The sequence below is a fragment of the Bradyrhizobium sp. T-1 genome (assembly GCF_053592855.1).
Window position 1 is genome coordinate 2,525,163 of sequence record NZ_CM132115.1, and the last position, 14,249, is coordinate 2,539,411.

Sequence of the window (14,249 nt, forward strand, 5' to 3'; positions counted from 1 at the left end):
GATGCCAAGCTTCCCCAAAACCGCGGATCAGCAGCGACCTCTTGGTGCGCCGCGAACTCAACGTGGTCGAGGCCGATTCCCTGCCTTCAAGGTCGATTGACAAAGACGATAATTCAGATATTTCAGGTGTTGTGCAAGCTGAAGTTACAGAGCTCCCCAGTGGAACTGGCGTTGTTGCAGCCGACGCGCCTGCCTTCGCGTGGGCGCAGGAGAGTTGGCGATGCCGTTTAACGGAGCAGGCACCGACGACACGATATCTCGCGAAAGCGAACGGGGGCTCGTGGAGTGGGGACACTTCGTCGCGGCGTTCATCCGGCAGCAGCTTGCCGATACGTGCATCGCGAAAATTAGTTCGTTCCCATTCATGCGCTGGTTCAAACGCAAGGACGGCTGAGCAGCCGCGGGTTGGCGAGACGGAATAACATCAAACTTGAGACGTAACCCGGGAGAATCCCAACGTGACCACGCAACCGCAAATGCCTGAGAACATGCCGAAGCTCGACGAGGTGCTTATCAAGAGCAACGAGCAGGAATGGCGTCCGAAATCCCTCAAGGGAGTCTATGAAAAAGTGCTTTGGCGGGATGATGCTTCGGGTGCCTCGATCTGTTTGATTAAATTCGACAAAGGTACCAGCATTCCAGAGCCCCACATGCACGCATCGAACCAGTTCATGTTCGTGCTGGAGGGGCACTATGAATACAAACACAATGGCTTGGTGCTCAGGCCGGGCTCGTTCTACTGGAATCCGAAGGGCAACGTTCACGGCCCAACGATCGCGCATGAGGATACGGTCGTCGTTGAGATCTATGATGGCCCGCACTACCCCCAGCGCCCGAGCTGGTACGATAATGATCAGGATGCTCGATAATGACGGCGGCCAGTCCAAAGCCGGCCGTCGCGGTCGATGCTGCCAGCTTGGTACGTGATGTTGTGTCGATCTTTGCCGCGGCAGGAGTTCGTCGTGAAGATGCTGAGGTGGTCGGCGAAGACCTCGTGGCGGCAGATCTCGAGGGTGTGCCGTCACATGGCGTGATGTTGGTCCCAATGTATCTGGATCGTCTTTTGAGCGGCTCCATCTCAAAACGGCCGGCCGGCGAAATCGTAAAAGATCAGGATGGGGCTATTGTTATCGATGCCGCCAACGCATTTGGCCAGTTGACAGCACGGCAGGCCGTGCTGCTTGCGGCGTCGCGGGCGCGCAAGGCCGGTCTTGCCGCGGTGGCGGTGCGTAATGCCTTTCATTTCGGTACTGCCGGACGGTACGCTCGTATGATCGCCGGCGAAGGATGCATCGGTATCGTGATGTCGAATACTCGGCCGCTAATGCCCGCTCCGGGAGGCGCCGAAGCGCTCGTTGGAAATAATCCCATCGCGATCGCATTGCCTACCCTGGGTGACTACCCGGCCGAAGTCGACCTTGCCATGAGCGCTACGGCGATGGGGAAAATTCGGTTGGCTGCCGCGGCCGGAAATCCGATTCCAGAGGGGTGGGCCGCGGACTCGGAAGGGCGCTCCACCACCGATCCAAGCGCAGCAATCAGGGGGATGTTGCTACCGGCCGCCGGCCCGAAGGGCTTTGGACTCGCGTTCATGATCGACATGCTGAGTGGAGGTCTTTCCGGCGGCGCCGTCGGTGCGGAGGTCAGGCCATTGTATGGCGACGCATCGCAGCCCTACAATTGCAGCCAGTTGTTCATTGCGATCGACGTTTCCCACTTCGCGGCCGAGAAAGACTTCAAGTCGCGCGTCGATACACAGCTGCGCCGTATTTCGTCGTCCAAGCGCGCGCCCGGTATTGAGCGTGTCTACGCCCCTGGCGAGTTGGTTCACGCAATGACCAAGAAAAGCGCCGGCACTTGCAACGTTAGTCCGGAAACGATGCGCAGCCTGGCCGAGGCGGCGATGAAGGTCGGTGTTGCAATCGGTTGATTCACAAGCACTAAAAGGAATAGTCATCATGAAGAAACAGATCACGACGGACAAGCTCAGGCAACCGAACGGTCACTTCTCACAGGCAACCATTATCGAGGCTGGTGGAAGGCTTCTCTTTGTTTCGGGCATGACTGCCCGGAAGCCGGATGGCACTATCGCCGGAGTGGGCGACGTGAGCGCGCAAACCCGACAGGTTTGCGAGAATATCAAGGCTGCGGTGGAGGCTGCGGGCGGTTCGCTCGAGGACGTCGTGCGCGTAGATGTCTATGTGCGAAACATGGAGCACTTCGACGCAATCCACGCCGTTCGCAGGGAATACTTCAAGCCTCCGCTGCCGGCCTCTACCATGGTCGAAATCTGCAAGATGACGCATCCCGATTATCTTATCGAGATCAACGCCATCGCCGTGCTACCTAGTGCTTAGCAAGAGGGACTGATGCGGTTCGCAAGTGTTAAGTTCGCAGGCGTAGAGCGCGCGGGCATTGTCGAGCACGATGAGGTTCTGCTTCTGCCCCATCGGATGGTTAGCGTCTCCGATCTGATTGCGCTCGGGGACGAATGGCATGGCCTGATCGCCAAACTACGGAGAGACGACAGCTTGCCCAGGGTGCCACTTGCGCAGACCCAATTGTTGGCTCCGATCCGTCGTTTTCAGCGGGACATCCTGTGCACGGGCTGGAATTACTGGGACCACTTTGAAGAAGGTCGCGGGAAGCGCGACGGGCAGGAGGTCGAGCGACCGAATGCACCGACCTTCTTTGGCAAAGCGCCTGGGACGGTGATCGGTCCCACCGCGGATATTGGCTTCGATGCTCGCATTTCTGCAAAATGGGACTATGAGGCGGAGCTCGCGCTTGTTATCGGGAAAGGCGGGAGAAGCATTCCGGCCGCGCAGGCACTGGATCACGTTTTCGGATACTTTCTCGCCAACGATGTGTCTCAGCGAGATCTGCAGCGCCGTCATGGAGGACAATGGCTCAAGGGCAAGAGCATTGATGGTACGATGCCGATGGGACCGTACGTTGTCACGGGGGATGAATTGGACATTCCGAACATTCGGCTAGAATGCCTGCTCAATGGCGAAGTGCTCCAGAGCGCCTTGGTCAAGCAGATGGCATTCTCGATTCCCGACCTAATTGCCGAACTGTCGTTCGGCATGACTCTGATGCCAGGTGACGTCATCATAACCGGAACGCCCGCTGGCGTGGGTAACGCGCGAGAGCCGCAAGTCTTCATGAAGGCCGGTGATCATGTCGTCGTTCGCGGTACCGGTTTGGGCGAACTCAGCAACCGCTTGGTTGAACAGGACCTTTACGGAGCAACCAACATACCGTCTATGAGCGCCCCACGATGAAGGTATCCTTTCAAGCAAAAGGCGATGTGATCGTCATCACCGGTGGCGCGAACGGCATTGGTCGAGCGCTGGCCCGTGCCGCCGCCCTCGCCGGCGCTCGAGTTGTTGTTTGCGATGTCGATGAGCAGGCGATGCAGTCGCTGGCAGCGGAGAGCGACTTGATTGTAACTCAAAAGCTCGATGTCGGAAATCGCGACGCCGTCATCAAGACCTTCGCCGATATCGAAAAGTCGTTCGGTCACATCGACGGCCTCGTTTGTGGTGCGGCGATACAGCCGAGGACGGCGGTCAAGGACATGGATCCGGCCGAATGGAAGAAGGTCATGGCGGTCAACCTCGACGGCGTCGTGTGGTGCTATCAGGTGGTCATTGGAAGAATGATCGAGCGCCGACGCGGAAGCATTGTGGCGTTTTCGTCTGGGCTCGCCTACCAGGGGTGGCCGGAAGCGTCCGCATATGCGGCCACGAAGGGTGGCCTGATCGCGTTCGTCAAGAGCGCTGCAAAGGAGGTCGCGCAGCATCGGGTGCGCTTCAATCTGATTGCCCCGGGAGTCATCGACACGCCGCAGTATCGCGCGGCCAACGCCGGCGCCGACGATGATCGATGGCGGGCTTCGACGGGAGTCGGAGTTCCGGAGGACGTCGTTGGCCCCCTTCTGTTTTTGCTGTCCGACGCTGCAACAATGACGGCCTCCATCGTCAGTCGCGACTTCGCCTATCCAGCGAGTGAAGCATGAAGAATACTAGCGAGACGAAGCCTATCCTGATTATCGGTGCAGGACCCGTCGGTCTTACGACGGCGCTGGGTCTCCACTACTACGGCCTTCCTTTCAAAATCTTCGAGGAGGACGAGACGCTTTCGCTTGATACGAAGGCCGGAACAATCCTCACCAGAACACTGGAGGCGTTCCGGCGATACGGCGTGGCGGACGCGGTATTGCAGAAGGCCCTGCGTTTGGACGAAATTGGCGGCCTCGATCGCGCCACCAATAAGCCGACTCTGTCGGTTCGCACGGAGGTGCTCGCCGAGGATACCCGCTTTCCCTTCGTGATAAATTTGCCTCAGCACCACCTCGAACCGATCCTGCAGCGAGCAGTTGACGAGGCCAGCCCTGGCTCGATGCATTTGTCCCATCGCCTCAAATCGTTCCGTCAGAACGAAGGCGGTGTGGCAGCGATCTTCGATACTCCACAAGGGGAACGCGAGTTCGAAGGGTCCTATTTGCTTGCTTGTGACGGTGGGCGTAGCACCGTCCGAACTCAGTTAGATATACCCGTCGACGGTGTGTCTCACGATATCCGGTACATGCTAGTGGACCTCAAGGTCGATCTCGACCTCGCAAATCCTCGGGACTACCCGTATCTGGCGTACTTCTCGGACCCCGAGGAGTGGATGATCCTGGTTCGGCAGCCTCACTGCTGGCGCTTTTTATTTCCGCTCGCTCCTGGGATGGAGCCGCCGAGCAACGATGCTTTTGGAGAAAAGGTCCGTCGTTTTATCGGGGACGTCGACAAGCTCGAGGTCATAAACACCGTCGTCTACCGCGTGCATCATCGAATTGCATCGGAATGGCAGCGCGACCGAATATTCCTCATGGGCGATGCTGCGCATTTGATTACGCCGATGTGGGCGCTTGGGTTGAATACCGGCATTCTTGATGCGATCAACCTGCCATGGCGACTTGCTTGGGTCCTGCGCGGTTGGGCAGGCCCGGACCTCCTTCGAGGCTATGCACGCGAGCAAATGCCTCTTGCTGCAAATGGCTCGGGAGAAATGGCGGAGCAAGCTCGCAAGTATATGGGCGGGCAGGGCGATGTCACCAATCTGATGTCCGGGACTGCCTGGGGACTCGCAGCAACTCGAACAATGCTCGGCGTACGATTGGGTGTCGACGACAGCGCACAGTGGTCTATGGTCAAAATGGACAAGGGACCTCTCCTGGTCGGAGACAGGGTGCCTGATTTCGAGGTGCAGGCCCCGGATGGTCGACCGCACCGTTTGCACGATTTGATCGACAACACCTTCCTTGCTCTGTATTTCACCGACGCACGCCGCAAGCCGAAAATTCCAGCTCACAGTCCTGGCTTGAAGCACTATGTCGTCTCGCGATGGGATGCTCCGTTGGATTCGGGGCTGCGGGACCGCGCGCTATTGGATGTCGGTGAGAGGCTGTTCAATCGCATGGGTTGTGCGCCCAACACCCTGGTGTTGATTCGTCCAGATGATCACGTCGCCGCGATAGAACCCATCACTCCAGGACGGGCCGATGAGCTGTATCGTCGAATTGTCCTGCAGCAGGGTTGATCCTTTGGAAGCGATCTCACTCGACATCCATACTCATCTTGTACCGGTCCAAGAGCCATCGGTGCTTGGGAGCGACGGCATTGCTTGGGATGCCGCGTCTTCGACCCTCACGATCGACGGGCATGTGGTCGGTGCAAAAGGTCTGTTCTCTCCTGCGGTCCTACTTGGATGGCTGGATTCCAACTTAGTCGAGGCCGCCTATGTTTCAGTACCGCCTCCGATGTATCGTCAGCATCTGGGCGAGGATGCTGCCGCGCAATGGATCAGCCGGGTCAATGAGGGCCTCATATCGCTGACACGAGTGTCATCGGCTCGTCTTACGCCCTTGCCGCATTTGCCGATCGAGCATCCGGATCTCGCGGCCGAAATAGCAACTCGCGCCATCGAAGGTGGTTTCAGTCGATTTAGCTCGCCAGCCGGCGCGTCCGGCCGGATGTTGTCTGACAAGTGCTACGATCCGTTATGGCGGGTATTGAGCGACAATCGGGCCTTCGTTCTAGTTCATCCGGGCGAAGCTGAAGATCGGCGCCTCGCGCCGTTCTATCTGGGAAATCTCCTCGGGAATCCATATGAGACGACGGTCGCCATCGCACATCTCGTGTTTGGTGGCGTCGTCGCCCGCTACCCTCATATCAGGTTTTGCTTTGCGCACGGAGGAGGGGCCGCCGCGATGCTGGCAGGCCGTTTCGAGATGGGCTTCCACACGGTTCGACCCGGAGTGGATAGGTCGTTGCCCGCGCCCAAGGCGTTGATGAAACGCCTCATGGTTGATTGTGTCACTCATGATCCTCAAGCGCTACGATTGGCCCAAAGTGTCTTTGGCGCCTCGCACGTCCTGTTTGGATCTGACTGGCCATTTCCGATGGGCTTGATGGATCCTCATGATCAATTGGCTAATCTGCTGCCCAACGAGCGTGACGCCATCTTCCGAAGCAACATAGCATCCGTTCAATTATAGAAGATGGGAGACATACTATGGGCGATGAAATTGCGTTTGATTCCTCCAAACCACTGGGACCAATCGGAGATGAGATTGTCTTCGAGAACGAATATGTTCGCGTTTGGGGTCTGGCGCTTGATCCCGGCGGGCGTCAGCCGTGGCATCGGCACGAACTTCCTTATCTGGTGATACCGCTTACGGACGGAGACAATGAGATGATTTTCTCCGACGGGCGGCGCAAGCCAACCAAGGAAACTCCCGGAACGGCTCTTTGGCGTGAGCCGGGAATTCCTCATGAGTTGATCAACCGCAGCACTTGGCGTTATCGCAACATTCTTGTTGAGCTCAAAATGGCTGGCACCTCGAAGGCGTGAGTCGAGCCTGCCACCTTCCCGTTTGCCGGGCTCCGTAGCGCAACAACTTGGCGGGCTGACCTACTCAGCCTTTCCTTTCGTCCGCCTCGACCGAACCTGCGGTCGCGGCGCGACCGGCTCGTTCCTCTGTTCAGGGCTCACGGTCCTGACCTAGGGAAGCCGAATCCGACCAACATCGAACGGAACGTCGGATCCGTTCGCCTTTGCTAACCAAGTGATTTCGGTTCCTCCATCGCCATGGCGAGGCGAGAGCGAAAGCCAGCGGCTTCATCGACGGACATGCAGCCAAAAAATACAAACCGCTATACATCGGGCATATCACTAGAAATATCAGATTGCGCAATGCTGGATCTGTCTGCTAGCCTGATTGAAGACCGGGCTCGAAACCGGCAATTATCAGGGGCGACATGCTCATGCACAAATCCAATAAATTTAGACTCCCGCTCCCGCTGCGCAAATCGCTGATTTGCTTCTCCGTCTGCGGCTTGCTGATCTCGGCTATCGCGCGGGTTGCAGCGGCTGATACAATCACAATAAGCGTTGGTATCGACCCGGCATTTTCTCCGGTCTACATCGCGCAAGAGCGCGGCCTTTTTGCCAAGGCCGGCTTGGACGTTAAGCTACTGCGGGTAGCGCAAGGTGGCGAGGCGATGGACGCAATCATCGCCGGGCAGGCTCAGCTCGGTGTTGCTGCCGACCAAACCGTCATTCTTCGCTTGGCCCGTGCTGACTTGCGGCCATTGGCAATTCTCCACGACTCCGAAGACTATTTGCAAGCCGTGGCTCGGTCGGGAATCGACGAGCCAAGTCAGGTCAAGAAGATGGGGGTCGTTAAGGGTACTGTGAGTGAATATTGCGCGGCGATGTTTGCCGAAAAATACGGCTTGGACTCGGCGTTGAAATACGTAAACGCAAGCGGCCCCGAATTTGTTGCGCTGCTGCTCCGAGGAGATATCGACGCGTTCTTCTCGTGGCCTCCGTTTCCGGCAATGGCAATGAAGCAGGGAGCGAGGGGCCTCGCAACCAACGGCAAGGTTGGCTATCTCAGCACGATGTGGGTCACGGCATCGCCGACTTGGTTGGCGTCGAATGAAGCCGTCGCGCACAAGCTCCTAGACGTCCTTGCGGAAGCCAACCGCCAAATGGAGGCCGACCTGCCGGCGGCGGCCGCCGATTTTCAGAAGCAAACCAAGCTCGCTGCTTCGGATACGCTTCCGCTTTTTGGGCTCCTGAGGTTTCATCTTCGGGATTTCTCCGACTCCGATATCCAGAGCTTCGACAAAATTGCTGAATTTCAGTTTAGTCGAAAGTCGAGTCCGGCGAAGGTTGACGTTCCCCACTTTCTAGCTCGTGGCTTCTACGTGGATCGATCACGGTGAGCATAGCGATCGAATTGAAAGGCGTCTCAGTCAAGCTTGGGGACACCGTTGTGGCAGACGGTGTAAACCTGAGCATCGCTCCGGGCGAGTTTGTATGCTTACTCGGGCCTTCTGGATGCGGGAAGTCTACTCTTCTGAACGTCATCGCAGGCTTCGTTCAAGCTCAAGGCACCGTTCTCGCCGGAGGAGTTCCGATCACGGGGCCTGGTAAGGAGAGGGGCGTTGTATTCCAGAGTTCTGAGGCGCTCTTTCCATGGCTGACTGTTCGTCAAAACGTGGAGTATGCTGCCCGCATTCGGGGCGTAAGCCGCAGCGAGCGCACCGAGAAAGCTGACAAGTACCTCCGCATGGTCGGGCTGTCGTCGGCGGCAAATCGCTTTCCTTCCGAATTGTCGGGCGGAATGCGTCAGCGAGCCCAAATTGCACGGGTGCTTGCCAATGAGCCGTCCGTAATTCTTATGGACGAGCCATTCGGAGCCTTGGATGCTCAGACCCGCGAAGTTCTCCAAACCGAGCTCGAACGAATTTGGCGGGAGACCGGGGCATCAGTGTTGTTCGTTACGCACGATATCGGAGAATCCATACTGTTAGCTGATCGCGTTGTAACGATGACCGTCGGGCCCAAGGCGCGCATCAAGACCATAGCCGAAGTAGATCTGTCCCGACCGCGCCAGTTGGCAAGCTCTCGCGCAATCGAACTCCTCCGAACGCTTCGGGACGACATCGCGGTCGAGGTGAACAACGTCTTGACCGCCCAAGGACTGGTGCTGGGAGGTCGTGCGTGAAGGCCGTTGGGATGACACCGCAAGTCTCGTTGCTTCCGGCGAAGTTGTTCAAGCGCCCGTCACTTAGCGGGGTTGTCTTTCCCATCCTGTCGATCTTCGCGGGCCTGGTCGCTTGGGAGCTGTCGAGCCTCTGGTTTCCTCCAATCTTCCTACCATCGCCGGCAACTACATTCTGGGCCTTGGTTGAACTCGCGCGCGATGGGAGCTTATGGGCGTCCATCGTCGCATCGACCTTTCGCATACTGGCCGGATGGATTGCCGGAGTTGCGGTAGGAATTCCTCTTGGCATGGCGATGGGATACGTCGGTGCAATCAGGAAGCTGTGTGAGCCCTATATTGAATTCTTCCGATTTGTCCCGCCGATCTCGTTTGTAACCCTCGCCGTCATCTGGCTGGGGCCCGGCGACGCGTCGAAGATCGCTTTAATTTTCTACACCACTGTATTTGCGATGACCCTGAACGCGATCGCGGGCACAGTTGCTGTACCCGAGATCAGATTGAGAGCGGCCGCAGCGCTCGGTGCCGGCCGATTGGCGACTTTGCGCACCGTAATCGTGCCGTCAGTGGTGCCGCATTTGGTGACGGGCGCCAGGATTGCGATGGGGAATTCATTCCTCACCATCGTGTCCGCAGAAATCGTTGCCTCGGAAGTCGGCTTGGGAGCTCTCATTTGGAATGCACGCAATTACGGTCGCACAGACTGGGTGTTTGCGGGCATTTTGACTCTGGGCTGTCTTGGATTTCTCTACGACCGGATTCTCCGAACCGCTTCATCAGCGGCCTTGAAGCGCTTCGGAGTGAACTTCTAAACGAGGAGGCTTGAGATGGATGCTCATGCCACGATCACCTACACGATGAACCATTTCGCCACGGGCGCGCTTAAGGTCGTCGATTTGACCGCACCAGCCTGTCGGATGCACTGGCTCGCGGTTGCGAGTTTTGGCACTCGATCCAGCTTGACAATTAATACCAAGACCGCAGGCACGATGCCGCATTCAACTTCGAGGTGGCGAAGCGAGCGCCACCTAGAACTTTAGTAGCTGACGTTCTTCGGCCTCAACCGATCGGACGAATTGCTGCAAATCGAGGTAACTATGGCCCAAGCCCCCAGCTCGAGTATCGACCTTTTTACGCCGGACAGCATCACAAACCCGTATCCTCTATACAAGGAATTGCGAGATCTTGGGCCGGTCGTTTGGCTTACCTCCAACCAGGTATGGGCGATCCCTCGCTATGAGGAAGTGAAGCACGTCCTCAAGAACTGGGAGACGTTCGTGTCTTCCCGCGGTGTCGCAATGGACTCCGCTGTGAACGCTGCGACGTCGGGCCCAAAAGCAAATTCGCTTACCACCGATCGGCCGCTTCATGATGAGATCCGACGCATCACGTCGGCTCCGCTCCTGCCTGGAGCACTCAAGGAGATCAAGCCTCTTATTGAAGATACGGCCCGTCGCACTGTGGATGATCTTTGTGAGCGCAAAACCTTCGACGGGATGACCGAACTTGCCCAGGTCCTCCCTCTCACGATCGTATCCGATCTCGTAGGCCTCCCAATATATGGTCGCGAGTCCATGCTGAGGTGGGCGGCAGCGACGTTCAACGCGATGGGCCCGATGAACGAGCGTGGAAAAAGCGCCGTAGCAGAGATCAAGGAGTTGCACGAATTCTGTCTGAAAGAAGCCATTCCTGGAAAGCTGCGGCCTGGCAGTTGGGCCGATCGCATTTACAAAGTTGTCGGTGACAACAAGACGTTGGCCGAGCGATGCCCTGCTATGATGCGCGAATATATCGGGCCAAGTCTGGATACGACCATCTTTGCCACGGGTCATATCCTACGGTTACTCGGAGAGAATCCCACGCAGTGGCAGCTGCTTCGCAAGGATCCGGCCCTCATCCCTGCAGCGATCGATGAGGCGTTGCGCCTGGAATCTCCGGTGCGCACGTTTACCCGATGCGTGCAGAAGGATGTCGAGTTGAGTGGCACCTTGCTGCCAGCAGACTCTCGGGTCCTCGTCATGTTTTCGTCAGGAAATAGAGACGAAAGGAAGTGGGATCAACCAGACGAATTCATCGTCTCAAGACGACCGACCGACCATTTGGCTTTCGGGCACGGAATCCACACTTGTGCTGGCATGCATCTGGCTCGCCTCGAAATCTCCAGCTTATTGATGGCAATGGTGGAGAGAGTCGAGACGATCGAGGTAGGAAAGCCAGAAATCTTCCTCAATAACACTCTCGGCGGCTATGCTTCGCTACCAATGCGCTTCAGCAGAAACTGACCGATGTGCCCTCGGCCTCCCTCCGCAAAAAGGACGACCTCCAGGGATTGGCCCACGAAAGAAGCCGGAACGATCTTCACCGATGCAAAATCTGCTCAACGTAAGAATCACTGACAAAAAGCAGATCGCTAAGGATATCTGCGTCCTCAAGCTTGCGCCCGCCAGTGCAGAACCGTTGCCTTTCTTCAGCGCCGGAGCGCATGTGGACATTCATCTCGCGACAGGAATAGTTCGCCAATATTCTCTATGCAATACTGCTGCCCAACAAGATGTTTACGTTATTGCGGTCCTGAGAGAGACAGAATCGCGGGGGGGCTCGACTGCTGTTCACGATAAGCTAGAAGTTGGTGACATCATAAAGATAAGTGAGCCGCGGAACCACTTCCCGTTGGTTCAGTCTGCGACGAGTTCACTCCTAATGGCCGGCGGGATCGGCATTACGCCGCTTCTCCGTATGGCCGAGGAATTGAACACGATGGGGGCGGCATTCGAGCTACATTATTGTGCGCGATCAAAAGACAGAATGGCATTCCGGGACTATCTCTTGTCGTGCGATTACTCAAAGCGGGTTCATCTTCACGTTGATGATGGTCCCGACGATCAGAAATTGGATCTTCAGCAAGTCGTTTCGGAGGCGGGTCCCGACGCTCAATTATATGTCTGCGGGCCATCGGGCTTCATTGATTGGGTACTGAAAGGGGCCCAAACGGCGGGGGTCGATGCAAGTCGTCTCCATCGAGAATACTTCTCGCCACAGCATATCTCGGACGGGCAGCTTGCGCCATTTGAAATCATTGTTGCCAGTACTGGTCAGAAGCTGCGTGTGCCCCCCGACAAATCGGCCGCGAATGTTCTGATCGAAGCGGGCCTTTCGCTCGCTGTTTCATGTGAGGAGGGCATTTGCGGATCGTGCATCACGGGAATCTTGGAGGGAACGCCGGATCATCGAGACTCAGTATTCACTGATGAAGAAAGAGAGCGAGGCGATCGCTTCACGCCGTGCTGTTCGAGGGCGAAGTCAAGTCGACTGGTCCTTGATCTATGATCTCACGGCAGCGGTACATGAGGCGCTGTCGCTGAGGGAAGGAGCGGGACCAACCGTTCGGCTTTCGCTGCAAGTTTGTCATGAATGGTGGGCGGTTTTGTCAAAATGGTCATTGCGCTCGACCGGCTAATCGCGCAAATGACCTCGCCGCTAAGTACGGACGTGATCTCGCGTGCATTGTCCCACTTCGGCGTTTCCTCCCAATACTGGCCGCCGGCGCAAGCGCTGAGCGGCCGGTTTTTTTAGAGCGTGCAGCCCCGGGGTGGCCACTAGCAAGGCGATGCTGTCGCGGCGGCGACAGCAATTGAGCGAGGTCGGCATCTGGCTTTGTTTGATCGGGAAGCACGGAGCCTCACTGAGGATAGCCCCGCTTCGTCTCTAGCGATAGTTCGTGCATCCCAAGTAGGCCCGGCGGATCATCGTCGCGGCCGGACGGGTGGCTGGCGAATTTGCGGAATTGGTCATTGTCAGGCTGCGCGGGTGCCTCCAGCATAATTAGTGCCGGAAGCCGATTAGAGCAGAATATGTACGCTCCGGGGGAGTGCGCCTGGGCCTGCATAACATCATTACGTCTTTAGCCAAGCCGGAGGGGTGTGCGACCATGACGTCGACAGATCGTCAGATGCCAGAGCTGGATCTGGATCCGTTCTCGACTGACTTCTTCGATGATCCTTATCCCACGCACGAGCGTCTTCGTGACATCGCACCTGTCATATGGCTTTCGAAATGGGATGTCTATGCCATTGCTCGATATAAGGAGGTGCACGACGTACTGCATGATCATCGTAATTTCTGCTCAAGTCGCGGCGCCGGGCTAACTGATTTCGCCAAGGAGAAGCCCTGGCGACCACCCAGCCTCATCCTAGAAGCTGATCCTCCTGCGCATACCCGTATAAGAGCGATCTTCGATCGGATTCTATCCCCCGCCGTCGTGAGGGCCTTGCGCGAGAAATTTACAAGAGTGGCTGAAGACAGGACGGATGAGTTGCTTGCGCGGGGCAGCGTCGATGCAATCAGAGATATTGCGGAGGCATTTCCTCTCTCGGTTTTTCCGGAGGCAGTCGGATTGAAGAAAGAGGGAAGAGAACATCTGTTGCCATATGCGGGTATCGTATTTAACGCGTTCGGCCCTCCCAACCAACTTCGGCAACAGGCGCTCGAGCGCTCCGCTCCGCATCAGGCGTATGTCTTGGAGCAATGCCAACGTGAGAACCTATCCTCCGAGGGGTTCGGGGCGTGTATCTATTCCTGTGTTGAATCCGGCGACATTGCCGAAGCTGAAGCACCCCTGTTGGTGCGCACTCTGCTGAGCGCGGGTCTTGACACGACAGTCAATGGACTTGGCGCGGCACTGTATTGTCTGGCTCGTTTCCCTGATCAGTGGAGGCTGCTCAGGGATGATCCAGGCCGCGCCCGCAACGCATTCGAGGAGGCTATTCGCTACGAGTCTCCCGTGCAAACGTTTTTCCGAACGACAACACAGGAGGTCACGATCGGCGGCTTCAAGGTCGGTGCCGGCAAGAAGGTCCTGATGTTCCTCGGAGCGGCAAATCGAGACCCGAGAAAATGGGAGCATCCTGATAGCTACGACATCGGTCGTCGGACAAGTGGCCATGTGGGGTTCGGTTCCGGGATACACATGTGCAGCGGGCAATTTCTCGCGCGACTTGAGGGTGAGGTGATGTTGTCGACCTTGGCCAAAAGAGTGCGTGCGATTGAGATTTCAGGTGAAATAAAGCGCCGATACAACAACACACTTCGTGGACTTGAAAGCCTTCCAATCACTCTCAAGCGGGCGAGCTAAAAATGCCAGCAATTATATTCGTCCTCTCTTCGGGCGAATCACACGAGATTC

General features: G+C 57.1%; 15 protein-coding genes. All 15 read left to right on the forward strand.

Annotated elements, in window-relative coordinates:
- Positions 1-220 precede the first annotated feature (220 nt).
- The 15 genes from ACWAT4_RS12120 to ACWAT4_RS12190 all read left to right on the forward strand — a co-directional run bounded on the left by ACWAT4_RS12120 (position 221) and on the right by ACWAT4_RS12190 (position 14,198).
- The gene (locus ACWAT4_RS12120) at positions 221-394 is read left to right on the forward strand and encodes a hypothetical protein (protein ID WP_338310995.1); all 174 of its coding nucleotides are present in this window, start codon (positions 221-223) and stop codon (positions 392-394) included.
- A gap of 64 nt (positions 395-458) precedes the next feature.
- Positions 459-869: a cupin domain-containing protein gene (locus ACWAT4_RS12125; protein ID WP_338310993.1), complete on the forward strand. Its 411-nt coding sequence runs from the start codon at positions 459-461 to the stop codon at positions 867-869.
- Positions 869-1,930: an Ldh family oxidoreductase gene (locus ACWAT4_RS12130; RefSeq protein WP_449730619.1), complete on the forward strand. Its 1,062-nt coding sequence runs from the start codon at positions 869-871 to the stop codon at positions 1,928-1,930. Before ACWAT4_RS12125 ends, ACWAT4_RS12130 begins: the two co-directional genes overlap by 1 nt.
- A 28-nt stretch (positions 1,931-1,958) precedes the next feature.
- Positions 1,959-2,357, forward strand: a complete 399-nt coding sequence (locus tag ACWAT4_RS12135; RefSeq protein ID WP_449730620.1) for a RidA family protein — start codon at positions 1,959-1,961, stop codon at positions 2,355-2,357.
- A gap of 12 nt (positions 2,358-2,369) precedes the next feature.
- Entirely contained in the window at positions 2,370-3,287 is a 918-nt protein-coding gene (locus tag ACWAT4_RS12140; RefSeq protein WP_449730621.1) for a fumarylacetoacetate hydrolase family protein, read from the forward strand.
- Entirely contained in the window at positions 3,284-4,024 is a 741-nt protein-coding gene (locus tag ACWAT4_RS12145; RefSeq protein WP_449730622.1) for an SDR family NAD(P)-dependent oxidoreductase, read from the forward strand. The genes ACWAT4_RS12140 and ACWAT4_RS12145 overlap by 4 nt, the downstream gene beginning before the upstream one ends.
- Positions 4,021-5,592 (forward strand): FAD-dependent monooxygenase, encoded by a 1,572-nt coding sequence (locus ACWAT4_RS12150; RefSeq protein ID WP_449730623.1) that lies wholly within the window; start codon positions 4,021-4,023, stop codon positions 5,590-5,592. The genes ACWAT4_RS12145 and ACWAT4_RS12150 overlap by 4 nt, the downstream gene beginning before the upstream one ends.
- Positions 5,555-6,550, forward strand: coding sequence for an amidohydrolase family protein (locus ACWAT4_RS12155; RefSeq protein ID WP_449730624.1), 996 nt, complete (start codon positions 5,555-5,557; stop codon positions 6,548-6,550). The genes ACWAT4_RS12150 and ACWAT4_RS12155 overlap by 38 nt, the downstream gene beginning before the upstream one ends.
- A 17-nt stretch (positions 6,551-6,567) precedes the next feature.
- Positions 6,568-6,906 (forward strand): cupin domain-containing protein, encoded by a 339-nt coding sequence (locus tag ACWAT4_RS12160; protein ID WP_449730625.1) that lies wholly within the window; start codon positions 6,568-6,570, stop codon positions 6,904-6,906.
- 413 nt (positions 6,907-7,319) lie between these two features.
- Entirely contained in the window at positions 7,320-8,285 is a 966-nt protein-coding gene (locus ACWAT4_RS12165; protein WP_449730626.1) for an ABC transporter substrate-binding protein, read from the forward strand.
- Positions 8,282-9,070 carry an ABC transporter ATP-binding protein gene (locus tag ACWAT4_RS12170; RefSeq protein ID WP_449730627.1) on the forward strand — a complete coding sequence of 263 codons (789 nt, stop codon included), beginning with the start codon at positions 8,282-8,284 and terminating at the stop codon, positions 9,068-9,070. Before ACWAT4_RS12165 ends, ACWAT4_RS12170 begins: the two co-directional genes overlap by 4 nt.
- A complete protein-coding gene (locus ACWAT4_RS12175; protein WP_449730628.1) occupies positions 9,067-9,879 on the forward strand; it encodes an ABC transporter permease in 813 nt (270 codons plus the stop codon). Before ACWAT4_RS12170 ends, ACWAT4_RS12175 begins: the two co-directional genes overlap by 4 nt.
- A gap of 285 nt (positions 9,880-10,164) precedes the next feature.
- A complete protein-coding gene (locus ACWAT4_RS12180; RefSeq protein ID WP_449730629.1) occupies positions 10,165-11,349 on the forward strand; it encodes a cytochrome P450 in 1,185 nt (394 codons plus the stop codon).
- Positions 11,350-11,431: 82 nt separating this feature from the next.
- A complete protein-coding gene (locus ACWAT4_RS12185) occupies positions 11,432-12,394 on the forward strand; it encodes a PDR/VanB family oxidoreductase (protein ID WP_449730630.1) in 963 nt (320 codons plus the stop codon).
- 601 nt (positions 12,395-12,995) lie between these two features.
- Positions 12,996-14,198, forward strand: a complete 1,203-nt coding sequence (locus ACWAT4_RS12190; RefSeq protein WP_449730631.1) for a cytochrome P450 — start codon at positions 12,996-12,998, stop codon at positions 14,196-14,198.
- Positions 14,199-14,249 lie beyond the last annotated feature (51 nt).